General features: G+C 35.2%; 22 protein-coding genes. 16 read left to right on the top strand and 6 right to left on the bottom strand.

The genetic code is table 11. The features are described 5' to 3' along the window. Positions 1 to 21 precede the first annotated feature (21 nt). Both ACHRV5_RS20060 and ACHRV5_RS20055 read right to left on the bottom strand, forming a co-directional pair. Entirely contained in the window at positions 22 to 414 is a 393-nt protein-coding gene (locus ACHRV5_RS20060) for a hypothetical protein (protein ID WP_395427932.1), read from the bottom strand. Then, on the bottom strand, positions 398 to 985 hold the full coding sequence (locus ACHRV5_RS20055) for an RNA polymerase sigma factor (protein WP_395427931.1): 588 nt from the start codon (positions 983 to 985) through the stop codon (positions 398 to 400). The genes ACHRV5_RS20060 and ACHRV5_RS20055 overlap by 17 nt, the downstream gene beginning before the upstream one ends. A 609-nt stretch (positions 986 to 1,594) precedes the next feature. On the opposite strand from ACHRV5_RS20055, the gene ACHRV5_RS20050 reads away from it, so the two are divergent. After that, entirely contained in the window at positions 1,595 to 1,942 is a 348-nt protein-coding gene (locus ACHRV5_RS20050; protein WP_395427930.1) for a DUF6249 domain-containing protein, read from the top strand. A gap of 60 nt (positions 1,943 to 2,002) precedes the next feature. On the opposite strand, the gene rnhA is transcribed toward ACHRV5_RS20050, so the two are convergent. Both rnhA and purN read right to left on the bottom strand, forming a co-directional pair. Then, the gene (gene rnhA / locus ACHRV5_RS20045) at positions 2,003 to 2,482 is read right to left on the bottom strand and encodes a ribonuclease HI (protein WP_395427929.1); all 480 of its coding nucleotides are present in this window, start codon (positions 2,480 to 2,482) and stop codon (positions 2,003 to 2,005) included. Between the two features lie 113 nt (positions 2,483 to 2,595). Further along, positions 2,596 to 3,159 (bottom strand): phosphoribosylglycinamide formyltransferase, encoded by a 564-nt coding sequence (purN, locus tag ACHRV5_RS20040; RefSeq protein WP_395427928.1) that lies wholly within the window; start codon positions 3,157 to 3,159, stop codon positions 2,596 to 2,598. 175 nt (positions 3,160 to 3,334) lie between these two features. Between purN and ACHRV5_RS20035 the strand changes: the two genes are divergently transcribed. From ACHRV5_RS20035 to ACHRV5_RS19970, 14 genes are all read left to right on the top strand, one after another. Then, positions 3,335 to 3,571 carry an acyl carrier protein gene (locus ACHRV5_RS20035; RefSeq protein WP_007137004.1) on the top strand — a complete coding sequence of 79 codons (237 nt, stop codon included), beginning with the start codon at positions 3,335 to 3,337 and terminating at the stop codon, positions 3,569 to 3,571. 241 nt (positions 3,572 to 3,812) lie between these two features. Next, on the top strand, positions 3,813 to 5,066 hold the full coding sequence (fabF, locus tag ACHRV5_RS20030) for a beta-ketoacyl-ACP synthase II (RefSeq protein WP_395427927.1): 1,254 nt from the start codon (positions 3,813 to 3,815) through the stop codon (positions 5,064 to 5,066). Positions 5,067 to 5,080: 14 nt separating this feature from the next. Next, positions 5,081 to 5,821, top strand: coding sequence for a ribonuclease III (gene rnc / locus ACHRV5_RS20025; RefSeq protein WP_047774797.1), 741 nt, complete (start codon positions 5,081 to 5,083; stop codon positions 5,819 to 5,821). Between the two features lie 125 nt (positions 5,822 to 5,946). Next, positions 5,947 to 6,435: an IPExxxVDY family protein gene (locus tag ACHRV5_RS20020; protein WP_047774799.1), complete on the top strand. Its 489-nt coding sequence runs from the start codon at positions 5,947 to 5,949 to the stop codon at positions 6,433 to 6,435. 5 nt (positions 6,436 to 6,440) lie between these two features. Then, positions 6,441 to 7,874 (top strand): pyruvate kinase, encoded by a 1,434-nt coding sequence (gene pyk / locus ACHRV5_RS20015; protein WP_047774806.1) that lies wholly within the window; start codon positions 6,441 to 6,443, stop codon positions 7,872 to 7,874. 359 nt (positions 7,875 to 8,233) lie between these two features. Then, positions 8,234 to 9,913, top strand: a complete 1,680-nt coding sequence (locus tag ACHRV5_RS20010) for an arylsulfatase (RefSeq protein ID WP_395427926.1) — start codon at positions 8,234 to 8,236, stop codon at positions 9,911 to 9,913. Between the two features lie 67 nt (positions 9,914 to 9,980). After that, positions 9,981 to 10,997 (top strand): HAD family hydrolase, encoded by a 1,017-nt coding sequence (locus ACHRV5_RS20005; RefSeq protein WP_395427925.1) that lies wholly within the window; start codon positions 9,981 to 9,983, stop codon positions 10,995 to 10,997. Between the two features lie 72 nt (positions 10,998 to 11,069). Next, entirely contained in the window at positions 11,070 to 11,897 is an 828-nt protein-coding gene (locus tag ACHRV5_RS20000) for a hypothetical protein (RefSeq protein ID WP_395427924.1), read from the top strand. A 95-nt stretch (positions 11,898 to 11,992) separates the two neighbouring features. Continuing rightward, on the top strand, positions 11,993 to 13,474 hold the full coding sequence (locus ACHRV5_RS19995; protein WP_395427923.1) for a DUF1254 domain-containing protein: 1,482 nt from the start codon (positions 11,993 to 11,995) through the stop codon (positions 13,472 to 13,474). Positions 13,475 to 13,510: 36 nt separating this feature from the next. Next, the gene (locus tag ACHRV5_RS19990; RefSeq protein ID WP_395427922.1) at positions 13,511 to 14,911 is read left to right on the top strand and encodes a DUF2252 domain-containing protein; all 1,401 of its coding nucleotides are present in this window, start codon (positions 13,511 to 13,513) and stop codon (positions 14,909 to 14,911) included. Positions 14,912 to 15,169: 258 nt separating this feature from the next. Further along, positions 15,170 to 15,748, top strand: coding sequence for a DUF4136 domain-containing protein (locus tag ACHRV5_RS19985; protein WP_047774812.1), 579 nt, complete (start codon positions 15,170 to 15,172; stop codon positions 15,746 to 15,748). Positions 15,749 to 15,879: 131 nt separating this feature from the next. Then, positions 15,880 to 17,061: a helix-turn-helix domain-containing protein gene (locus ACHRV5_RS19980; protein WP_395427921.1), complete on the top strand. Its 1,182-nt coding sequence runs from the start codon at positions 15,880 to 15,882 to the stop codon at positions 17,059 to 17,061. A 57-nt stretch (positions 17,062 to 17,118) separates the two neighbouring features. Further along, complete coding sequence (locus ACHRV5_RS19975; protein WP_395427920.1) at positions 17,119 to 18,099, top strand: transporter; 981 nt, start codon at positions 17,119 to 17,121, stop codon at positions 18,097 to 18,099. Positions 18,100 to 18,167: 68 nt separating this feature from the next. Continuing rightward, complete coding sequence (locus ACHRV5_RS19970; RefSeq protein WP_047774979.1) at positions 18,168 to 19,349, top strand: BamA/TamA family outer membrane protein; 1,182 nt, start codon at positions 18,168 to 18,170, stop codon at positions 19,347 to 19,349. A gap of 1,014 nt (positions 19,350 to 20,363) precedes the next feature. Here the strand turns inward: ACHRV5_RS19970 and ACHRV5_RS19965 are convergent. Then, positions 20,364 to 21,224: a lysostaphin resistance A-like protein gene (locus tag ACHRV5_RS19965; RefSeq protein ID WP_395427919.1), complete on the bottom strand. Its 861-nt coding sequence runs from the start codon at positions 21,222 to 21,224 to the stop codon at positions 20,364 to 20,366. 80 nt (positions 21,225 to 21,304) lie between these two features. Beyond that, on the bottom strand, positions 21,305 to 22,102 hold the full coding sequence (locus tag ACHRV5_RS19960) for a helix-turn-helix transcriptional regulator (protein ID WP_395427918.1): 798 nt from the start codon (positions 22,100 to 22,102) through the stop codon (positions 21,305 to 21,307). A gap of 246 nt (positions 22,103 to 22,348) precedes the next feature. On the opposite strand from ACHRV5_RS19960, the gene ACHRV5_RS19955 reads away from it, so the two are divergent. Next, complete coding sequence (locus ACHRV5_RS19955) at positions 22,349 to 23,545, top strand: aminopeptidase C (RefSeq protein ID WP_047774819.1); 1,197 nt, start codon at positions 22,349 to 22,351, stop codon at positions 23,543 to 23,545. Positions 23,546 to 23,690 lie beyond the last annotated feature (145 nt).

Here is a 23,690-nt window from a genome sequence, read left to right as displayed (position 1 = left end):
TGATGATTGAAAAAACGAATTCTACAACTGATACTTTTTATTAAAATAATTTTTTAAAACACCAATTTGAATCAAAAGCATAAACGGAACGACCAAAAAGGCGTAAATTATATTCGTTGAAATATGAATTCCCGAAAATAAATCAGATACTTTTTCAACATACAATTCGTTTATTTTCAAATCAGTAGTATTGCCGGATGCAATGGCGTAAACAGTCAAAGCAACTAATGCTCCTATAATAAGAATCCAGGTTTGCTTCGAAATTAAAGGTTTGTAGGTTTTAATTTTGCTTTTTTCTACAATTAAAACCTGAGACATTATTTTTGAAGTAAAGTCAATTGATGGTGATTCTAAACTGCTTTCAGCCATCATTTTTTCAATAAGATTTTCTATGTTTTTATCGCTCTCTTTCATAATATTCTACTATTTCTGGTTCTAATTGCTTTTTTAAAATAACGGCTAATTTTTGTCTGCTTCTGAATAATTTCACTTTCGCATTGTTGGCCGAAATATTCATAATTTTTCCGATTTCCTCCAAACTCTGATCATCAAAATAAAATAAGGTCAGCAGGAAATTTTCATCACTTGGTAACAAATTTAAACATTTTTGAATGGCCTGCTTTCGTTCTTTCTCTTCTAAAGCGTTCAAAGCATTGTCCATTGTTTTGATTAAATGTGCCGAAAATTCATCGATCGAAATATTGTTTTCTTCTTTCTTATTCTTCTTTAAACGATCCAAACAAGTATTATAAGCAATCTTATAAATCCAGGTCGAAAATTTCGAATCTCCTTTAAACTTGCTTAGAGAAGTGTAAATTTTTATAAAAGTGTCCTGTGCTACTTCTTCTGCTTCCTCTCTGTTTTTAACCATTTTGAGTGCCAATGAAAAAATCATATCCTTATAACGATTCACCAGAACGGCAAAAGAATTGCTGTCGCCTCCTAAAATTAAATTGATATAATGCTGATCTTCTAATGTACTCATATTATATAGGACGACAGGTTGTCTCTTTAGGTTACAAGTTTCTTTGAAAAAATTCCAAAATTTTTAAATTCCAAATTCCAAGGGAGGGCATCTTTTTGAAATTAATATTGTTGAGCTAAAAACTACATTATATTTAATTAGGTACGTCCCATTAAAAATAAACTTATATTCTCTTACTTTACTTATATGGTTTAAAATATTTTGTGGTTCCACCTAGTTCGGCCTTTTTTATGTTTCCTGGAATTAATACTGTTAAGCAAAAAAGCTAGATTATATTTAATTAGGTACGCCCATTAAAAATAAACTTATATTCTCTTACTTTACTTATATGGTTTAAAATATTTTGTGGCTCCACCTAGTTCGGCATTTTTTATGTTTTCTGGAATTAATACTGTTGAGTAAAAAACTAGATTATATTTAATTTGGTACGCCCATTAAAAATAAACTTATATTCTCTTACTTTACTTATATGGTTTAAAATATTTTAAGGTTCCACCCAGTTTGGAATTTGGAATTTAAAAAAAATTTGGAATTTTTTCAAAGAAACTTGTAACCTAAACAAAACTCCTCTCGTCCTATGGAGTATCAATCAATTAAAAACACAATATTATGTTAGCAGGAATCTTAGTACCACTTAGTTTTTTTTTAATGATCTTCGGGATCGTTTATCTTATTTATTCAACAAGAAATAGAGAGCGTTTAGCTCTTATTGAAAAAGGGGCTGATGCCAGCATTTTTCTACAAGGAAAAGAAAAAGGTGTCCCTACTTGGAAAATCTTAGTTGTTAATCTGGCCTTTTTATTAATAGGTTCTGGTGTTGGAATTTTTCTGGCGTTGCTAATAACAACTTATACCTCTTTAGAAGATGGAGCGGTTTATCCATCAATAATTTTTATAATGGCGGGAGTTGGTTTATTGACAGGATTTCGTACCGCTAAAGATTTAGACAAAGAGTAATCTGGAATTAACTTAGTAATTTTATAATGCATCAGAATATAATTTTCTGATGCATTTTTCTTATTCTTTAGAAGCGACGGTTTCGTAATAAACGTCAACAGATAATTTAGTTTGCGTTGCTGCCATAACCGCCAATTGGTCACAGCGCTCGTTTTGAGGATGATTGTTATGACCTTTGATCCATTTGAAATCGACTTGGTGTTTTCGGTAAACGATTAAAAAACGTTTCCATAGGTCAGGATTTTTTTTGCCGGCATAACCTTTTTTCTCCCAGCCGAAAACCCATTTTTTCAGAACAGAATCTACAACATATTTGGAATCTGAAATGACTAAAGCCGTCATGTTTGGGTTTTTAAGTTTTTCGAGACCCACAATTACGGCCAAAAGCTCCATTCTGTTATTGGTTGTAAGTCGAAAACCTTCGTAGTATTCTTTTTTATGTGATGTTCCAACCAGTTCCATCACTACGCCGTACCCTCCGTTTCCGGGGTTTCCCTTTGCTGCTCCGTCTGTGTATATGTGTACTTGGTGTTGGGTCATTTTTGAATTTTAGATTTTTGAATTCAGATTTTAGATTTAATTCACCTCGTCTTCCTAAAAGGAGTCAAAAGGTTGGAATTTGGAATTTAATTTTTGGAATTTAAATACACCGTTTAATCTTCCAGTAAACGAGAAATAATTTCCGGAAAATACTTTTGTTCCAGTCCATGGATCTTTTCGGCTACTGTTTCCGGTGTATCTTCGACTGTCAGGGCTACGCTTTTCTGGAAAATTATAGCGCCTTCGTCATAATGTTCGTTTACAAAATGAATGGAGATTCCGGTTTCTTTTTCTTTGTTTTCTACTACAGCCCTGTGTATGTGCATGCCGTACATTCCTTTTCCTCCATAATTAGGTAAAAGAGCAGGATGAATGTTGATAATTTGATTCGGGAATTTCTCGATTATGCTTTCCGGGAATTTCAGCAAAAAACCGGCGAGTACAATCAAATCCGGATCGATTTCTTCTATTTTTTGCACTATTTTTCTTTCCAGAAGTTCGGTTTTCGAAAAGATTTCGATAGGAATTTGATGATTTTTGGCTCTTTCAATAACTTTTGCCGAAGCATTATTGGTAAAGACAGAAACGACTTTTGCAATTTTGGTTTTTGCGAAGTGCTTTATAATGTTTTCTGCATTACTTCCTGATCCTGAGGCAAAAACAATAATTTTTTTCATAATCTGTTTTATTTTGAGAATGCAAAAAACGGAATAATAATCCAAAATAAATAGTATTAAAAGGGCTTTCTTGAAATTAATTTTATAAATTAGTGTCACATTTATAAACTAAATAGTTGTTTTAAAATAAAGTTTTTTATTTTTGCCAACAAATTAAATTCTAAAATTAAAGATTATGTCAGACATTGCATCAAGAGTAAAAGCGATTATCGTAGACAAATTAGGTGTTGACGAAAACGAAGTTGTAACAGAAGCAAGCTTCACTAATGATTTAGGAGCTGACTCATTAGACACTGTTGAGCTTATTATGGAATTCGAAAAAGAATTTGATATCCAAATTCCAGACGATCAAGCAGAAAACATTGCTACTGTTGGTCAAGCTATTTCTTATATCGAAGAAGCTAAAAAATAATAAATACACACCCGAATTTTTTAAAATTCCAAAATTGAATGTCCAGATTCCAAAATTGGAATTTGTTTTTTAAAGAATTGGAATTTTAAAAATTCGGGTGTTATTATTTTTTTTAAAATTTAAATTTCGGTTGATTTTCAATCAAAAAGATATATTTATATTGTAATGCCCATAGCTCTTAAGTAACACTACAGTTAAGAAAGCGTGGGTTTTATTTGTTTAAAGTACAAAATACATATTTATGGCATTAAGGCGAGTTGTTGTAACAGGATTAGGTGCTCTTACTCCTATCGGGAATAATATCCAGGAATATTGGGACGCACTTGTGAATGGAGTTAGCGGAGCCGCTCCTATCACATATTATGATACAGAGAAGCATAAGACGAAATTTGCCTGTGAAGTAAAAAACTTCAATATTGAAGATTTTATGGATCGCAAAGAATCTCGAAGATTAGACAAATTTGCACAATATGCAGTTGCTGCCAGTGATGAAGCTATTAAAGATGCTGGACTTACAAATGATAATATCGACAAACAAAGAGTTGGTGTTATTTGGGGAGCAGGAATTGGAGGTTTAGAAACTTTTCAGGAAGAGGTAATTTATTATGCAAAAGGGGACGGAACTCCAAAGTTTAATCCGTTTTTTATACCTAAAATGATTGCCGATATAGCTCCTGCGCATATTTCGATGCGTAATGGTTATATGGGACCAAATTATACTACTGTTTCTGCATGTGCATCTTCTGCAAATGCATTAATTGATGCTTTCAACTACATTCGTTTAGGAATGTGTGATGTTATTGTTTCAGGTGGTTCAGAAGCAGCAATTACGATTGCCGGTATGGGAGGTTTTAATTCTATGCACGCTTTATCAACAAGAAACGAAAGTCCACAAACCGCTTCAAGACCTTTTGACGGAACCAGAGACGGTTTTGTTTTAGGAGAAGGAGCAGGAGCTTTGGTTCTTGAAGATTACGAACATGCTAAAGCTCGTGGCGCAAAAATTTATTGCGAAATTGGCGGAGGCGGAATGTCATCTGATGCGTACCACTTAACAGCACCACATCCGGAAGGAATCGGGGTTATTGCAGTAATGAAAAATACATTAAGAGATGCCGGAATGAATCCTGAAGATGTTGATCATATCAACACACACGGAACTTCTACTCCTCTTGGTGATGTAGCAGAATTAAAAGCGATTAGTGCTGTTTTTGGCGAACATGCAAAAAACATCAATATCAACTCTACTAAATCGATGACAGGTCACTTACTTGGTGCTGCCGGAGCTATTGAAGCAATTGCTTCTATTTTGGCAATGAAACACGGTATTGTGCCACCAACAATCAATCATACGGTTGTTGACGAAAAGATTGATCCATCATTAAACCTTACCTTAAACAAACCTCAAAAAAGAGAAGTAAATGTTGCTATGAGTAACACTTTTGGTTTTGGAGGACATAATGCTTGTGTATTGTTTAAAAAATTAGTTGACTAGTTTTAGTTTTGTCTATGAATATTATCAAAAAAATATTTTCGAAATCCCGTTCTCAAGAAGACGGGATTTTTTTTGACAGTATTCAGAAAATACTGGGTTTTCAGCCCGGTTCAATTGATTTTTATAAGAAAGCGTTTACGCACCGATCTTCTAATAAGCAAGACGAAAAGGGAAATCCGATTAATTACGAACGTCTGGAATTTCTGGGTGATGCCATGTTAAGTGCTGTAATTGCAGCGCATCTGTTTAACAAAGCACCCAATGGAGATGAAGGTTATTTGACAAAAATGCGTTCGAAAATTGTGAGCCGTGAGCATTTGAATGAATTGGGGAAAGATTTGAATTTAGTTCGCTTTGTAGAGAGCAAAGTACCCATTCATCATTTTGGAGAAAATATTCATGGTAATATTTTTGAATCTCTTATTGGCGCTATTTATCTCGATAAAGGATATCCTTTTTGTGAAAAGTTTATTCAAAAAAGAGTTATTACACCTTATGTAGACATTGCCCGACTTGAAGGGAAAGTAATTAGTTATAAAAGTCTGGTTATCGAATGGTGTCAGAAAGAAAAAAAGATCTTTCACTATGATATTTTCGAGGACAACGGAATTGATGGCCAACGTTTGTTTGGCGTAAAATTAAGTATAGACGATAAAGTAATTGCGAGAGCAAGAGCAACTTCAAAAAAGAAAGCAGAAGAAAAAGCATCACAAAGAGCTTATTTTGCATTTCAAGAAAAAATAGATAAGAAATAACTACAAAATTAGCTCAGCTTTGTTAAAGCTACAACGTTTTCGTTTATAAATTAACAAAAACAAGCTAATCTTAACTATTGATGCTCCGTTAGAAATAGTATATTTACAACTTGATTTTTCATGATATGGCAATTCATAGATTGGATTTAGACGAATTTGACGAAATTGATTATTATTTAATGGCAATTCATACTTCATTAGAAGATTATAGATTGGCCTATTTTATCAATAAAAAACTTCCTATTAACTTAAGTAAGAGTAAGAACGAGATCCATGCTCAAACTAAAGAAGGTGAGGCAAATTTCTCCAGATTTTACTATTATGATTCCGAGAAAGCCGTTTCATGGAATTTGATTCAGAATAAACATGAAATCATTTCAGTGAGTACAAATGATTTCCAGAATTTGTTTTCCGATGAAACGAGTGAGGTTTCTACAACAATTCATTTACTTCCTGAATTCAAAAAAGTAGATTTTTTCCTGAAAATTGAGAATAGCGACGAGGCTATTGATTTTTCAGAAATCCAACAACAGCTAAATGCAATAGAGAGTATCGCAGCTATATATGTTGTGGATACAAACAAAATAAAGTCAAAAAACAATTTAATTTTTTAAAAAAAATGCTTACAAACAAAAAAACTAAAATTGTAGCTACACTTGGGCCTGCATGTAGTACGAGAGAGATTATCAAGGATATGATCGAGGCAGGTGTAAATGTATTTAGAATCAATTTTTCGCATGCAGATTACGAAGGAGTAAAAGAAAAAATCGAGATTATCAGAGGATTAAACGAAGAGTTTGGTTACACTACAGCAATCCTTGGGGATTTGCAAGGACCAAAACTTAGAGTTGGAGTAATGGAAGAAGGAACAGTAGTACACGATGGTGATTTAATCACATTTACAACTGCTGAAGATATTATCGGAACTGCTTCAAAAGTATTCATGAAGTATCAAAATTTTCCAAATGATGTGAATCCTGGAGAACGTATTTTATTGGATGACGGTAAGTTGATTTTTGAAATTATTTCAACAGATAAAAAATCAGAAGTTGTTGCTAAAGTAATTCAGGGTGGAGAGTTAAAATCTAAAAAAGGGGTTAACCTTCCAAACACTAAAATTTCTTTACCGGCATTAACTGAAAAAGATATTGCTGATGCGATTTTCGCTATCGGACAAAAAGTAGACTGGATCGCACTTTCGTTTGTAAAAACACCTCGCGATTTACAAGACTTACAAGAATTGATCGCTCAACATTCAGAATATAAAATTCCGATTGTGGCTAAAATCGAAATGCCGGAAGCGCTTGAGAACATCGATAAAATTGTAGCGTATTGTGATGCCTTGATGGTTGCGCGTGGAGATTTAGGAGTTGAACTTCCTGCACACGAAGTACCATTAGTACAAAAAGATTTGATCAGAAGAGCTAAAACAGCAAGGATTCCGGTTATTGTTGCTACTCAGATGATGGAAACGATGATTACGAGTTTAACGCCAACCAGAGCAGAAGTAAATGACGTTGCCAACTCGGTAATGGATGGTGCTGATGCTGTAATGTTATCTGGAGAAACTGCGACAGGAAATTATCCGGTACAGGTGATTCAGAAAATGACTCAAATTTGTGAAGCGGTTGAAGATTCTCCACTAATCAATGTTCCACAGAATACACCTCAAATTAAAACGAAACGTTTTATTACCAAAACAGTTTGTCACCAAGCTGCTTTATTAGCTAATGAAATTGATGCAAAAGCAATTTGTACCTTAACTAATAGTGGTTATACAGCTTTCCAAATTTCGGCTTGGAGACCATCATCAGCTCATATTTTAGTATTTACTTCAAACAGAAGAATCCTGACACAATTGAATTTATTATGGGGAGTAAAATCGTATTTCTATGATAAAGACGAAAGTACAGATGATACTGTAACAGACGTTAACAAAATAGCAGTAGAAAAAGGATATGCGGTAAAAGGAGATTACTTGATCAACCTTGCGGCAATGCCAATTAAAGATAAAGGAATGGTAAACACCATGAGAGTTTCTGAGATAGAATAATTTCTATTTACAAGAACGAATTAGTATAAAAAACCATCAGAATTATTCTGGTGGTTTTTGTTTTGTAGAAAAAAGCTTATGAAATCTTCATAAGCTTTTTTTATTGCCACTCTGTTTTTTATGTTTCATTTTATAAAATGAAACAAGGTCATTACTCATAAATGACTTTGGTCTGTTCTTTATTGTCTAATTTTGAGCTACTTGCAAAAAAAATGTTAAAAAAATCCTACTTATAAACTCCTTTCAAAAATGATCTGAAAATTTTACTTCAACCCGAACAGGTTTTACTGTATTTGATTTTGTTAAAACATTTTTTGCCAACACCCCTAGAACAAGAATTAATAACAAAATTTATCATCATGAAACAAATCAATTTTAAATGTAGATTTCGAAATGCGATACAATTAGTTGCATTGGTCTGCTTTACCGGATTACATGCTCAGAATAACAAAAAGCCCAACATTCTGATCATTTGGGGAGACGATATTGGTACCACTAATATCAGTGCCTACAGCGATGGTTTAATGGGATTTACAACACCAAATATCGACCGTATTGCAAATGAAGGAGAACGTTTTTTGCATTATTACGGAGAACAAAGTTGTACAGCAGGACGCGCCGCCTTCTTAACAGGTCAACACGGTCTTAGAACAGGTCTTACCAAGGTAGGATTTCCGGGAGCGCCAATGGGTATGAGTCAGTTAGATCCTTCTATAGGAGGGATTATGAAACAATTGGGATATGTAACAGGACAGTTTGGTAAAAATCACGTTGGGGACCGTAATGAAAGTTTACCAACGGTAAACGGGTTTGATGAGTTCTTCGGAAATCTGTATCATCTTAATGCAGAAGAAGAACCGGAATTACCGGATTATCCTAAAGATCCTGAATATCTGAAAAAATATGGACCAAGAGGGGTTTTAAAATGTACCGCTACCAATTCTGATGATGCTACTACAGATGATCGTTTTGGAAGAGTTGGAAAACAAAAAATAGAAGATACCGGAGCACTTACCAAAAAAAGAATGGAGACCGTAGACGATGAAACGTCCGCAGCAGCTATTGATTTTATTAAAAGACAACATGCAGCAGGGAAACCCTTTTTCTGCTGGTGGAATGGTACCCGTATGCACCTTCGTACACACGTGAGAGCAGAACATCGAGGAAAATATACACATGGTGACAGTGAATATATTGACGGTATGATTGAACATGATATTACAGTAGGTGATTTATTAAAAGCATTAGATGATTTAGGAATTGCCGACAATACCATAGTAGTATATTCTACCGATAATGGCCCTCATATGAATACCTGGCCCGATGCTGCCATGACACCATTCCGTTCAGAAAAAAACACCAACTGGGAAGGAGCATACAGAGTTCCATGTATCGTACGTTGGCCGGGTGTAATTAAACCGGGAACTGTTACTACCGAAATAATGAGTCACAATGATTGGATGCCGACTTTGGCATCAATAGCCGGAGAACCGGATTTGGCTAAAAAACTTTTAACCGGGTATACTGCCAATGGTAAAAACTATAAAGTACACTTAGACGGTTATGATCAAAGTAACTTTTTAAAAGGCAAATCACCAAAAAGCGCCAGAGATAAATTCTTTTATACAGACGATGATGGACTTTTGGTAGGCCTTAGAGAAGGCGATTACAAATATGTATTTGCAGAGCAACGTCTCGAAGGAACGATGGGAGTTTGGGCAGAACCTTTTACAAAACTGCGTTTACAAAAAATATTCAATCTGTATCAAGACCCTTTTGAGAGAGCCGATATTACCTCAAATACATTCTGGGATTGGCAATTAAATCACGTTCAATTAATGTATGGCGCCATTCAGGATGTAGTTGCATTTGCAGGGACATTTAAAGAATATCCACCACGTTCTATTCCGCCAAGTTTCTCTGCCTACACCATTATGGAGGAGACGATGAAAGATATAAAAGCAAAACAATATATAGAGAAAAATATACTGGCTAAAGAAAAAGGGCAAGACGAGCCGACCGATAAAAAGAAAAAATAAACAGAACCAATGAAAAGATTCAGGTCGTATGGCCTGAATCTTTTTGATATAATAAAACAGAAATATTATGCTTAGAAAGATACTTTTAGTACAGTTAGGAGTCTTACTATTGGTCTCCTGCAAAAAATCAGATACTATAACTGTTCCAACAACAGACGGCAAACAAACAGAAAATACAGTAGCTGGAGATCCATTGCCAAGTTGGACAGATGGAACTTTAAAAAATGATATTATTGCTTATGTAGAAAAGGTTACCAAAGAAGGAAGTCCGGATTTTATTCCAATAGAAAACAGGATTGCCACTTTTGATAATGACGGAACACTGTGGGCCGAAAAACCTTATGTGCAGGAGTTATTTGCTTTTTATCGGGTAAAGAAAATGACAGATGCCAATCCCGAACTGACAAAGAAACAACCTTTTAAAGCGGTTATTGAAAAAGACAAAGCCTATTTTGAAAAAGGAGGCCAAAAAGCACTCATAGAACTTATTGCCGCTACGCATACCGGAATGACAGAAGATGCTTTTGAAGCGGATGTTAAAGATTTTTTTGCAACAGCAAAATTTCCGGGAAAAAATGTTCCGCTAACACAAATACGATATCAACCACAGTTGGAATTGCTTGCTTATTTACGGGTAAACGGTTTCAAGACTTTTATTGTTACCGGAGGAACTATTGAATTGGTAAGAGGAATTTCATCAGATTTTTACGGAATTCCAAAAGAACAGGTCGTGGGTACTTCTTTCAAATACAAATTTGACGAGGCCAATCGCACCATCATTAGAGAACCAGCCTTAAATCAGTTTAACGATAAAACAGCTAAACCGGTGGGGATACAATTGCATATTGGTCAGCGTCCCGTTTTTGCCTGTGGAAATGAGGGTGGAGCAGGAGATATCGCCATGCTCGAATATTGTCAGAGTAATAAGTATCCTTCTTTTCAATTGTTGGTCAATCATAACGATTCCATAAGAGAATACAGTTATTCAGAAAAAGACAATGCTTCCTTAAATGCAGCCGCCAAAAACAAATGGCATGTTGTAAATATGAAACAAGATTGGAAAAAGGTTTTTGCAGATAAATAATCTGATTGGGTAATTCAGCTGCAATAACGATTAACAATCGAAAGCTTAGTTTAATTTTTTTAAATAATAATTATGAAAAAGGCAAGATTTTATGGTACTATCAAAGTGTTGTTTAGTACCGTTTGTTTTCTTTTGAGTTTAAACGCTGTAGCACAAGAGAAACCGGATAAGCCCGGAGCAAGTGCTCAGGAACTCGCAGATAAACTCGCTAATCCCGTTGCAAGTCTGATAAGTGTGCCTTTTCAGAATAATTTAAATTATGGTATTGGTCCTTTTAACGGATCAAAATATACGGTTAATTTTCAACCTGTAATTCCATTTAAGATAAGTGATAATTTAAATTTAATTACACGATATATAATCCCGATTGTAGATCAAAGAGATATTACCGGAGAAAATACACATCAGTTTGGTTTAAGTGACGCTACCATTACGGCCTTTTTTGCCCCAAAAGCCAAAGGAATTATTTACGGGATAGGCCCCGCATTTTTAGTACCCATTGCCACAGATAAAGTATTGGGAACAGAAAAATTCGGAATTGGTCCAAGTGTATTATTAATGCATCAGGGCAAAGGACTTTCGGTAGGTTTTATAGCCAATCAGATTTGGTCCGTAGCCGGAAATGATAACCGTGCCGATGTCAATCAGTTTTATACCCAAATATTCTTTTCTCATAGTTATAAAAGCGGAGCCAACTTAGGAATAAATGCCGAAATAACTCAAAATTGGGAAGGTAATACAACCGCAATCTCTTTAAATCCGTCTATCGGAGCGGTATCAAAATTAGGAAGTCAGGTTATTCAGTTCTCTTTATCTCCATTGATACCCATTGTTGGACCCAGAGAATCAAGACCAGATTGGGGCTTAAGAGTGATATTGTCTTTTGTATTTCCTCAATAAGATGGAAAGCACCACAGCCTGAACTTGTAAAATAACATTTGCCTTATCACTAAGAAAAAAAAGATTTTTACTTTTTAATTGAAAAAATTATGATCATGAAAAATAAATTATTTGTTATTGTAGTGGGCCTCTTTTTAATTTTAAATGGAGGATGTAAAAAGAATTCAGCAACAGAAGATTCCGTTTCGGTTCATACAAATGATACCATTCAGAAAACCGTTCCCGGGCCCGTTCCGGATGTGGTTATGACAAAAGAATACGTCTATCAACTAGGGAAACAAATGTATTTCTGGGGATGGCCACTAGTAAATATGCACAATAGAGTTTTAGTAATGCGTCAGGTTCCGGAACCCGGGCTTAACGGAGGCGCAGTACCCGTAGCTCCTGTAGGCGAACTGTGTATGGAATCAGATTATATTACACCTTTTGAACGTTATGTGGCCTGTCCAAATCAAGATGTAGTGTATGGTTTTGGTATTATGATGCTCAATGAAAATCCCGTAGTAATTCAGATTCCGGATTTTGGAAAACGTTTTTGGGTCGTGCAAATTGGAAATCAACGTACAGACGGTATTGCAAAATTAGGCGCTATGTACGGAAGTCAAAAAGGATTTTATCTCGTTGTTGGCCCGGGATGGGATGGAAAAGTTCCGGAGGGCATTACTAAAGTTTTTCATAGTGATACGAATCTTGCTTTTGTAATTCCAAGAGCCTTTTTAAATAATACGCCTGAAGATAAAAAAGCCATTCAGCCCGTCATTAACCAATTAATGGCGTATCCTTTAAGTAAATACGATGGAAAAATGAAAACAAAGGAATGGGCAAAAGTACCTTCATTTCCGGACCCGAATGCAAGCACAGGAGGTACAGAAGTTGCTTTTGTAATTCCTGAAAAATTCTTCCAGGAATTACCAACAGTTTTAAAAGAAGTTCCACCATTAAAAGGAGAAGAAAGTTTATACGCTTTATTTAATTCTGTATTGGAGGCGGCAAAAAAAGACAGCACTTTAGTACCAATATTAAAAAAAGCGGCTATTGATGCCGAAAAAGAATTGATCGAGCCATTGAGACAATTTAAAAATGTAGGCGTTCCGGTAGGGAATTATTGGAACACGACAAAAAATGGAGCTGCTTTTGGAACCGATTATTTAAGCAGAACGGCTGCCGCAAGAGCTAATATCTTTGTGAATCAGCCTAACGAAACAATATATTATAATCAGGATTTAGATAATACAGGTACAGAGTTAAATGGAAAATCAAATTACACGGTTACTTTTTCAAAAGATATTATCCCAAAAGTAAAAGGATTTTGGTCTTTGACGGTATACGATCACAATCATTTCTTTTTTATAAATGAACAAAAAATATACTCGTTAGGGACAAAAAATAAAGATCTAAAATACAATCCGGATGGATCACTTACAATTTACTTTCAAAACCAAAAACCGTCTCCTGATAAAGTAACCAATTGGCTTCCGATACCAAAAGATAAATTTGGTTTGTTATTGAGAGCGTATTGGCCCGAAGAAAGTATGTTAAAAGGATACACTCCTCCAGCATTTATTAAAAGTAAGTAATCTGATGAATTAGTATTGATTCTGAAAAATAAAAAAATGTCAAAATCATCCGAAGAAAAAAGCGAAAATGTATTTGACTCCGCAGTGTCAAAAGAAGAACGTTATGCGAAAGGAAAAGAGCTTCGTAAAACGATTCCGCGATCTTGTCATGAAGAATGGAAACCGGATAAAGAGCGCAAAGACCCTGTTGAAATTTTAATCGGTACCAGTGTTGGAAGGGTTGAAAGTTTAATCCCAATTCGGTACAGCCGAATGATGCAATCTCCGTTTTCTTTTTACAGAGGAGCAGCAGCCATTATGGCTTCTGATTTGGCACAAACGAAAGACACCGGAATTTACCTTCAGCTTTGTGGTGATTGTCATTTGATGAATTTTGGCGGATTTGCCACTCCCGAACGCAAATTGGTTTTTGATATAAATGATTTCGACGAGACTTTCCCGGGTCCATGGGAATGGGACGTAAAAAGACTTGCAGCAAGTTTTGCCATAGCAGGAAGATGGAAAAAGTTCTCGGATAAAATGTGTAAAGAATTTGCCTGGAATGTTGCCGACAGTTACAAAAGACATCTGTTTGACTACAGTAAATTATCGGCGCTTCAAATATGGTATGCCGATATTGATCTGGCAGAACTTATCGAAAAAGGCGACGATGAAGAGATCAAATCCTTTCAGCAAAAACGAATAAAAAAAGCCGCAGAATATACCGCCCATGAAAAGGAGTTTGCCAAAATGACCTATCAGGAAGGCCCAAGAGCAAGGATAAAAGATGACCCGCCGCTAATTTATCATCCGGGAGGAAAAGAAGGTGAACAAATTTTAAGAGACGCAGAAATCGTGCATAAACGCTATATCGAATCCTTGTCGGATGATAAAAAAGTACTTCTGAACAGATATACGTTACACGATATAGCCATAAAAGTGGTTGGTGTAGGAAGTGTGGGAACCCTTTGTGGAATCAGCTTATTGATGTCGGCAACAGCGGAGCCTATCTTTTTGCAATTTAAAGAAGCAAGAAAAAGTGTACTGGAAAACAATGTAAAGGTTAAAGGTAAATACAGTCATCAGGGTGAACGTATTGTGATGGGGCAAAAGATAATGCAATCTGCCTCAGATATGTTTTTAGGATGGACGAATGATGATAAAAACCGATTTTTTTATATCCGACAGCTTAGAGATGCTAAGGTAAAACCCGTTTTGGAGATTATGAAATCAGATAATATGAACGATTACGCAAAGGCCTGCGGATGGGCATTAGCAAGAGCTCACGCCCGCACAGGAGACCCTTCATTACTATCAGGATACTTAGGACAAAACGATGAGTTTGCAGATGCAATTGCTAAATTTTCTATTTTATATGCCGATCAAAATGAAGCGGATTACGATAAAATGCTGCAAGCCATAAAAGAAGGAAGATTACCTGTTTCGGAAGAATTGTAATGGTTACGAATGAAAACAGAATGTAATGATAAGGTTAAAAGTAAAAACATTTAACCATATGTAAGAAAATTATATCTACATATGTGTTAATTAGAGAAAAATAATTTATCTTTGAGAGTGTTGCAATAATTTGGTTTACTATACTCCGTATATAACTGACAAGCTTTTTCAACCAAATTCCTCAACTCGTCCCAAATTCGATTAAGATTTTAAGATTTCAACTCAGATTAAATTAATAATTAATTTAAATACCACAAGATGAATATTAGAACAAATCTTCGTTTAATTCCAGTATTACTATTGGTTTTATTGTACAGTTGCTCCCCGACTGTAAAAGTTACAACAGATTATGATCATGCTGCTAATTTTAGTGAATTTAAAACCTTTGCAGTCTATGATTTAAAAGCTCAGGAAGGACAGGTCAGCCAACTCAATGTTGATCGTGTTACAAAAGCGATTCGTGCAGAAATGATTGCCAAAGGTTTCTCAGAAACCAGCAGCAATCCCGATTTAAAAGTAAATGCGGTTTCTATCTTAAAAAACAAACAATCCGTTACAGCTGATTCTAATTTTTACGGCTATGGCGGTATGTATCGCCCTTACGGATATTGGGGCGGTGGTGCAATGATGGGCGGCGCTACGACAACTTTCAACACCTATGATTATGTTGACGGTTCCCTTGTAATTGATATTGTATCTACAAAAACTCAAAAACTGGTTTGGCAGGGAATCGGTAATTCTCAAATCGACAGCAGACCAGATAATCCTGAAGAATTTATTGCAGCTTCGATCAAAAAAATCCTGGAAGGTTTCCCTCCCGGTTTAGCAAAAAAATAGCTTACAAAAATGTTATAGTAAAGCTTTACTTACCATAAGCGTGGTAAGTATGGCTTTATCAGATGATAACAGACTCCACCTCTGAAATTGTTAACAAAGGAATATATTAATTAATTTAAGCTTAATATATTATGATGGATATACTACTTTCACTTTTCTTTTTTATAGCGACAATTGTTGGTTTTGCCACTTCTTTTAGGGTACTTTTTTCGCGGAAAAATTATGCTAAAAGTTTTTTTCTGGGACTATTTATGTTTAGTCTGGCGACCGTAAGTGTCTATAATTTTTACTTATCAGTAAGTGCCTTTAAAAATGTCCCTGATTTATTCGGTATCACAAAAGCATTTATTTTTTTAGTAGCACCCTGCTCTTTTTTATATGTCAGAAATGTATTGTTCTCGACTAAAATGTTTAAAAAATACGATTGGCTTCACTTTTTGCCCTTTGTCCTATACTTTGGTTTAACTTTTATAGTATGGATTGCTGCCGATGCAAATATTCCAATTATTGCATATGTTTCTTCCCGAATAAAAAATCCTTTCACCACATTAAGTCTCACCTTTTGGTTGGTGTATGCCTTTTGGCAGACCATGATGATCTTAAACTGTGATTTGGAAAAACTGGAAGGAAAACAAGCTAAAAAAATAAAAATCATACAATGGTTAAGAGTCTATAATCTGGTCATCTTGTTTTTGTTTTCTACACTTTTTGTACATTTTTTTCTAAAAGACGGGATTAAAAATATAGACACCGCTTGTTATATTTTGATTTCGTCAGTGCTTTTTTTCACCGTCGGAGGACTTTATTTTAAACCCCATCTTTTTGCAGATACCAATGAAACGTATCATTCTGAAGAGAATAAATCGGTACCAATTGAAGTAAACGAAGTCAAAGACACATCGCCTTTAATTAAAGAATTAACTACAGACAGAAGGAAGGAGGACCTGCTAAAACTGGATTCTATTTTTTCTGCAAAAAAACTCTTCCTCAAAAAAGATTTTGTAATTCGGGATCTCGCCGAAGAAACAGGGATATCCGTACACCAACTCTCCAATTTAATAAACTCGGAATTTAACCTTCATTTTCAGGATTATGTAAACCTGAAAAGAATAGAGTTTTTTAAAGACAAAATCAACGACCCGGAATGGAAAGATTTATCCCTTGAGGGGATGGCCTGGGGTTCCGGATTCAAATCCCGAACAACCTGTTTTAGGGCTTTTATAAAACATACCGGAAAATCGCCTTCCGAATATTTCAAAGCAATCAGAGAGGATTCAGATAAAACAAATGTCTTTTATCTGAAACAATCTTAAAAGTAAAAAACAGGCTAGAAGAATTGTTACGCTATATTAATTTTTAAACACACTATTATGAAAGCAAAATTCTATCAGCATAAACAAATAATTAAATTTATTAGTACTTTATTACTTCTGCTCGTTTCCTTTTTGGGTAATGCACAGCTTAAAGGAGGTCATATCCTTGGAGGAATGGGCTTGCAATCCGGAACCCAGAGTCCCGAGAATACATTGGCAGTATATGTTCCGGGCTATTTTTACAGCGCATCATCGCTGCGAAACAGTGATGGAAATATTTCTGTTGCCAACCCAAATTTAGATATGTTTATTACCGGCGTTGGGGTATCCTGGGTCAGTGATTTTAAAATTTTAGGTGCTACTTACGGAGCTTCGGCTTTGTTTGCCTTTGCCTCCAATAAAATTGAAGGAAACAATGTAAATGTCGACGGATCTTTGGCATTTACTGACACTTATATCGTGCCGTTACAACTAGGATGGCATCAAAAAAGAGCCGATTTTGTTTTTAGCTACCAAATGTACCTGCCAACCGGAAAATACGAAGCCGGAGCCACAGACAATAGCGGACTGGGAATGTTCATGAATGAATTTTCTGCCGGAACAACACTGTTTTTTAATGATAAAAAAACGTTTCATTTCTCCACATTAGCATCCTATGAAATTAATGGAAAAAAGAAAGACACCGATATTAAAACAGGAGACATCTTAAGTTTTGAAGGTGGTTTAGGAAAAACATTTTATGTGTTTAATGCCGAAAAAACAGCTCCAAAATCAATTATCAATGCGGGATTAATTTACTATTTACAATATAAAGTTACCTCAGATAAAATTCCATTGCCAATAGGAGGGCTTGTTTGGGAAGGTGACAAGGATCGTGTTGCTGCTTTAGGAGCAGAGGTAAATTTCTTGCACTTAAGCTCTAAATCTACAATTGGTTTGCGTTGGCTGGGAGAAATTGGCGCTGTAAACAGATTTCAGGGAAATACTTTTTTCCTGACACTGGCTCATATTTTTAGCACCGGTACCAAAAAAGGATAGCACAAAGTATTCTTAACCTTTTGGAGTCTGTGTTTCTGTTTTTAATGAATATGATAAATTTTGCCTATATGAAAAATACAGTTTCAGATTTTTCTATTAAAAACGTAAAACTCTTTCAGAAAATTTTTCTTGCGACCGTTTTTCTTCTGTTTTCAGTTACCACAATGACGGGACAAAAACAGCATATTAGTGTGCGAGATTCTATAGACGGAGCAATAGATTTAAGCGATTATATTATTTATGCACATGGTTTTATTGTAGTCCCAACAATAATAACCGAACCGGCTTTGGGTGGAATTGGAGGAGCCATTGTTCCTGTCTTTCTAAAAAAACATGCCCCCGTTATTGATGAAAATGGAAAGAAAAGAATCGTAAATCCTGACATTACAGGAGGCATCGGAATGTATACCGGAAACAAAAGCTGGATGGCTGGTGCTTTTCGTTCGGGCAGTTTTATAAAGGCCCGAATGACCTACAAAGTGATGGCGGGTTATGGTGATATTAACATGTCTTTTTATGAAAATTTACCAACCGGAAAAGATTTGGAATTTAAGTTTAATTTTAAATCTTTTGTTTTTTATACGCAGGTTTTAAAACAATTCAGAAATCCAAAATGGAGTGCCGGTCCGCAATATCTTTTGTTGGACTCTAAAATAAAATTACCGGGCGACAATCTTCCTTCTTTTTTAAAACCCAAGGATTTTAAAAGTACAGTGAGTCAGTTTGGTGGTGCCATTCAGTTTGATGGCCGTGATAATATTTTTACACCTGATAAAGGAATTAGACTGCAATCGGATTTTTTCTGGTCTGATGATATACTAGGAAGCGATTACGATGCCTGGCGTGTGAATCTTTCCGCGATTGGATACCATCCTATAACAAAAAAGTTAATCGGAGGCTTACGTATCGAAGGCGAACAAGCATTTGGAAGTCCGCCATTCTACCTTTTACCCGGCATTAATTTACGCGGTGTCCCAATGGGAAGGTATCAGGGAAAAACCAGTTTGGTTTCTGAAGTCGAACTGCGATGGGATTTATACCGAAGATGGAGTCTTATGGGGTACGCAGGTGTAGCCAGTGCCTTTAACGATTGGGACAAAGCTTTTGATAAACCGGTGGTCTACAATTACGGAACCGGATTCCGATATTTACTTGCCCGAAAATTCAAACTCAGAATGGGCGTTGATGTAGCAAAAGGCCCCGAAGATTGGGCTTATTACATTGTCTTTGGAAGTAATTGGATGAGGTAATCCCTTTTTAACGATAAAAAAACGGTTTAAATTTTATCTAACTATTTTTTGAGTTGTTGATATAAAGGTTTTTTGTAGTTCTTGCTTTTAGATTATTCTGCCACGAATTTCATGAATGTCATTCAGACAGGAAATGTTAAAATAAAATGGCACGCAGATCCAGCGGATTTTAGCGGATTTTTTTATCAGTTCTATAGCTGAAATCTGCTGGATCTGCGTGAAAAAAAAGATCAAAATAATTCAAAAACAACAAATAAAAACCACTCTTTACCCGTAACTTAAAAAGTGTCAAATAGAATTAACCAGATCCCTACAGATTAAATCCTTTCAATCTTTTTAATCAGTGGCAAAAATAATTCGCGCCTATTAGTGAAATTCGTGGTTATTCATTTGAGCCACAGACTAAGAGATTTAGACAAGTTAAATGTGTTTATTAAGAATTGCAGAGATGGACCAGAGGTGTAATATTTTGTCTAACAAGTATCAATAGTATAGTTTGCTTCGAACAGAATGGACTTGTTTAGTTGACCAATATATTTTCGTAGCAAAAGGATATATTTTCGAGCAAACTAAAATAAGTGTTTTTTCTTACATTTGAAATAAGATTTAAAAGGAATAAAATTATGTCAAATTTTTCAAAAAACAGAGTAAATGTAAATCATCCGGTAACTGCCAGTTATGCGTAAAAATCAGCTGTATTTGACAGGCTTTTTGTAAAAATGCAGAGCCTACTGCAGAGGTGTTGGGTTTTACAAAACTTCTTGCCTTACTAGAAGAATACGTTTCTTGGAGTCAATTGAATTCATTTATTGAAGGTTGTAAAAAAGCCATTGCATAGTCTTGTAAAGTGTTGAGTATGTTTCATAGAAATAGTGAAAAATAGAATAATTGCTGATTTTGTTGATAAAGAGATAAAAGTTAAAAAAGAGGATTAAATAAGAGGTTGTTAAATGATTGCAAAATCCCTGACACAGATTTCCGTGTCGGGGGTTTTGTTTTATAAAGAAGCCCGAATTAGTGTTTTTTCCAATAAGGCATAATTATTTTGTTCTCTTTTCGAGATAAATACAATAATATTAAAGTGGCAATAACACAAAAGAGCATGGCCTGAATAGTGCCTTCTGGACCAAATTCACCTCCAGTAGTCCATTCGGAACCTTGAATTTTAGAAACCAGTAAACTATTGGTTTTTTTATTTCCGGAAGTAACCGCGCCAAAAATACCCGATTGCATAAAATTCCATGCAAAGTGTATCGCGATCGGAAACCATAAATTTCGGCGGTACATAAAAGCAGCACCAAGTAACAAACCAGCTTCAACAGCAATACATAATGCAGAAAGAAAAGTGCTGTTTTCATTTGGCAAATGCAAAGCACCAAAAAGAACGGCTGAAAGAAGTAATGCAATATAACTTCCCAGTTTCTCTTCCAAAATTCTAAAAATAATACTACGGATTAAAATCTCTTCCAAAATTGCAACGGTAAAGGCTATTGTAAGCGGAATGATAATAAAAGAAACAGGATTTACAGAAATAATACTAAAACCACCATTTACATAAATAACCAGGATGGTCAGGGATTGCAGGAGAACCCCAATTAAAGTTCCGAGGAGTAAATTCTTTGCCAGATTGTTGGTCGATAACTCGGTTATTTTTCTTTTTTCATATTGGCTAAAGAAAAGAACATAAGTCGTTATCGCAAGAGCAGAAACGATAAGGCCTTTAATAAGGTTCCTGTAATCTTTGTCAAGAGAAATCAATAACTTTCCGGCAATTTGCTGTCCAATATTGACAACAAGAAGACATGCAATTAAGGCGAGTACAATTTTTGTAATTGGGAAATTAAATATTTTTTGTTTTGTGGTTAGGGTTTCCATTTTTAATTTGGTTTAAGTATTAAGTGGAGACAAAAGTAAGTTGCCCCAAAACCAAAAAATAGAATGAAATTTGCCTGCTTTTATAATTTTTGAAATTGCTTGGGTAAAAATCCCGTTTGACTTTTGAAGGTTCGGATGAAATGACTCTGATCGGCAAACCCACATTGAAAACCAATTTCAGTAAGATTGCTTTCATTTGATTTGATGAGGGAAAGCGAACGGTTTATCTTCATTCGTCGCAAATATTCACTCAACGTACAACCAAAATACCTGGGAAAATGTTTTGAAATCGTAATCGGATTTACGTTTAAAACTGTCGACAAATCATGTAAATTCGGATTCTCGTTCCAACAATCGTTTAGTAGTTCGCTTAAACTCTTCACCCAAAACGGACTCTTTTCAAATTTTTCCAAATGAGTATGAGTATTGGACAATTGCGCAAACAACATCGTAATTGCGTCTCCCGAAAAAGTATCGGCAATCATACATTCTCTAAAAATCTTCAGAATCAGAAATTTGGTAAGAGAGGTATGCTGAATTGATTTTTCAATTATGGCTTCACTTATTTGGAGTTCTTTTAGCAGATTTTCGTCAATTTCGAGGTTGATGTTTTTTGAGGGAAAAAGAGTGTTGTGATTGAGATGTAATTCATCACTATGGTAAAATAACAAAGAACCGGCTCCTACAACAGTACTTGAATTTTTACGCTTTTCTGATGTCCCGCCTTTCAAGAAAAGAGTCAGATGTGCATTATTATGCGAATGCCATCCTTCAAAAACTTTTTTCTGATACTCCGTTTCTACAACTGCAATTCCCTGCGAATTGTTAAAAACGTTTTTAGTATTGCCCAAGTATTTCTCTTTTTCCAGTTCGAACATTTCGCGTTTTATTAGCTGCAATTTCGCAAAGCAAAGTACTATTTATTTAGAAAAAACAAACCACCAAATCGTTGTGATTGTAATAGGAAGAGTTGTTTTTTTAATGTATTTGTAATCTTTTACCGCTTAATAAAAAGATTGTGAAAATATTAACCGGAGAATGCTAAAAAATTACAGAAAATTTAATTGTTTTGTAACAAATTAGAAACATTGAAGACTAATTTGTAAATACCTTAAACATACATTATGAATACATTTTCATTCAAATCAGTACTTGCGGCTTCGGTCTTTTTTGTTGGGGCAACCAGCTGTTTTGCACAGGACGTTTTAGTAAATTCATTAAAACTAAACGCGAGTGATAAAAGTAAAGAAAACTTTAAATTCACAGAACAAATTAATTTAGGAACCACTTCAGTAAAAACACAAGGTTCTTCGGGAACATGCTGGAGTTATTCTACAAACTCTTTTTTAGAATCAGAAATGATTCGTTTAGGAAAGCAACCGGTAGAATTGTCTCAGATTTTCTCTGCAAGAAATGTTTATGTTGAAAAAGGAGTCAATTACGTTCGTATGCATGGTGCTGTTACTTTAGGTGACGGTGGTGCATTACACGATGTAATTAACATGTACAAAAAATACGGAACAGTTCCGAGAGAAGTTTACACAGGATTAAACTACGGAACTGATAAAAATAAATTTGCTGAAATGTCTTCTCTTATCGAAGGAGTTTTAGCTGCGGTTGTAAAAAATCCAAACGGAGAATTAACTCCAAACTGGCAAAAAGCGTATGCTGCCGTTATCGATTCTTATTTAGGAAAAGTGCCGGATAATTTTACTTACAAAGGAAAAAATTACACACCACAATCTTTCGCTAAAGAAGTAGTAGGTATCAACCCGGATGATTATATCGAAATGTCCTCTTTTACAACAGCTCCATACTACCAAAAAACAATGATGGCTGTACCGGATAACTGGTCTTTTGATCAGGTTTATAATGTAAAAGTAAACGATATGACAGACGTTATTGACAATGCTTTGAAAAAAGGATACACAGTAGCATGGGCAACTGACGTAAGTGAGAAAAGCTTTAGCTGGAAAAATGGAGTAGCTTATGTTCCAACAAAAAAATTCGATGATATGACCGCTGAAGAAAAAGCAGACATGTTCAACGGACCAAAACCGGAACCGGAAATCACTCCTGAAATGCGTCAGACTGCGTTTGATAACTACACCACTACAGACGATCACGGAATGCACATTATTGGTCTTGCAAAAGATCAAACCGGAAGAGAATATTATATCGTAAAAAACTCATGGGGAGAAACAAACGACTACAAAGGTTTCTTGTTTGTAACTAAAAACTTCGTGAAATACAAAACGACTGCCTTAATGGTAAACAAAGGAGGAATTCCTGCTGATATCGCTAAGAAGTTAGGGGTTTAATTACCTTAAATTTTAAAGAAAACAGAAAAGCGCTGCAATGAAAATTGCGGCGCTTTTTTTAATTTTAGACAATATGTTTTTCGCGCAAAGTTTGTCCTTTCGACGAAGGAGAAATCGCACTAGTTAAGCAAGTACAGTTTGTCAA

This window comes from Flavobacterium sp. FlaQc-52 (genome assembly GCF_044007495.1).
In the GTDB taxonomy this organism is placed as follows: domain Bacteria; phylum Bacteroidota; class Bacteroidia; order Flavobacteriales; family Flavobacteriaceae; genus Flavobacterium; species Flavobacterium cupriresistens.
The sequence above is the reverse complement of the archived record's forward strand: the minus strand, read 5'-3'. Positions and strand labels throughout refer to the sequence as shown.

Coding starts and splice junctions, on each gene's coding strand:
- purN (WP_395427928.1), bottom strand. CDS start 3,159: ATGAAAAAAATTATTGTTTTTGCCTCAGGATCAGGAAGTAATGCAGAA.
- ACHRV5_RS19990 (WP_395427922.1), top strand. CDS start 13,511: ATGTCAAAATCATCCGAAGAAAAAAGCGAAAATGTATTTGACTCCGCA.
- ACHRV5_RS19995 (WP_395427923.1), top strand. CDS start 11,993: ATGAAAAATAAATTATTTGTTATTGTAGTGGGCCTCTTTTTAATTTTA.
- ACHRV5_RS20000 (WP_395427924.1), top strand. CDS start 11,070: ATGAAAAAGGCAAGATTTTATGGTACTATCAAAGTGTTGTTTAGTACC.
- ACHRV5_RS20035 (WP_007137004.1), top strand. CDS start 3,335: ATGTCAGACATTGCATCAAGAGTAAAAGCGATTATCGTAGACAAATTA.
- ACHRV5_RS20055 (WP_395427931.1), bottom strand. CDS start 985: ATGAGTACATTAGAAGATCAGCATTATATCAATTTAATTTTAGGAGGC.
- ACHRV5_RS19980 (WP_395427921.1), top strand. CDS start 15,880: ATGATGGATATACTACTTTCACTTTTCTTTTTTATAGCGACAATTGTT.
- ACHRV5_RS20020 (WP_047774799.1), top strand. CDS start 5,947: ATGGCAATTCATAGATTGGATTTAGACGAATTTGACGAAATTGATTAT.
- pyk (WP_047774806.1), top strand. CDS start 6,441: ATGCTTACAAACAAAAAAACTAAAATTGTAGCTACACTTGGGCCTGCA.
- ACHRV5_RS20060 (WP_395427932.1), bottom strand. CDS start 414: ATGAAAGAGAGCGATAAAAACATAGAAAATCTTATTGAAAAAATGATG.
- ACHRV5_RS19975 (WP_395427920.1), top strand. CDS start 17,119: ATGAAAGCAAAATTCTATCAGCATAAACAAATAATTAAATTTATTAGT.
- ACHRV5_RS19970 (WP_047774979.1), top strand. CDS start 18,168: ATGAAAAATACAGTTTCAGATTTTTCTATTAAAAACGTAAAACTCTTT.
- rnc (WP_047774797.1), top strand. CDS start 5,081: ATGAATATTATCAAAAAAATATTTTCGAAATCCCGTTCTCAAGAAGAC.
- ACHRV5_RS20050 (WP_395427930.1), top strand. CDS start 1,595: ATGTTAGCAGGAATCTTAGTACCACTTAGTTTTTTTTTAATGATCTTC.
- ACHRV5_RS19960 (WP_395427918.1), bottom strand. CDS start 22,102: ATGTTCGAACTGGAAAAAGAGAAATACTTGGGCAATACTAAAAACGTT.
- ACHRV5_RS19985 (WP_047774812.1), top strand. CDS start 15,170: ATGAATATTAGAACAAATCTTCGTTTAATTCCAGTATTACTATTGGTT.
- ACHRV5_RS20010 (WP_395427926.1), top strand. CDS start 8,234: ATGAAACAAATCAATTTTAAATGTAGATTTCGAAATGCGATACAATTA.
- rnhA (WP_395427929.1), bottom strand. CDS start 2,482: ATGACCCAACACCAAGTACACATATACACAGACGGAGCAGCAAAGGGA.
- ACHRV5_RS19965 (WP_395427919.1), bottom strand. CDS start 21,224: ATGGAAACCCTAACCACAAAACAAAAAATATTTAATTTCCCAATTACA.
- ACHRV5_RS19955 (WP_047774819.1), top strand. CDS start 22,349: ATGAATACATTTTCATTCAAATCAGTACTTGCGGCTTCGGTCTTTTTT.
- ACHRV5_RS20005 (WP_395427925.1), top strand. CDS start 9,981: ATGCTTAGAAAGATACTTTTAGTACAGTTAGGAGTCTTACTATTGGTC.
- fabF (WP_395427927.1), top strand. CDS start 3,813: ATGGCATTAAGGCGAGTTGTTGTAACAGGATTAGGTGCTCTTACTCCT.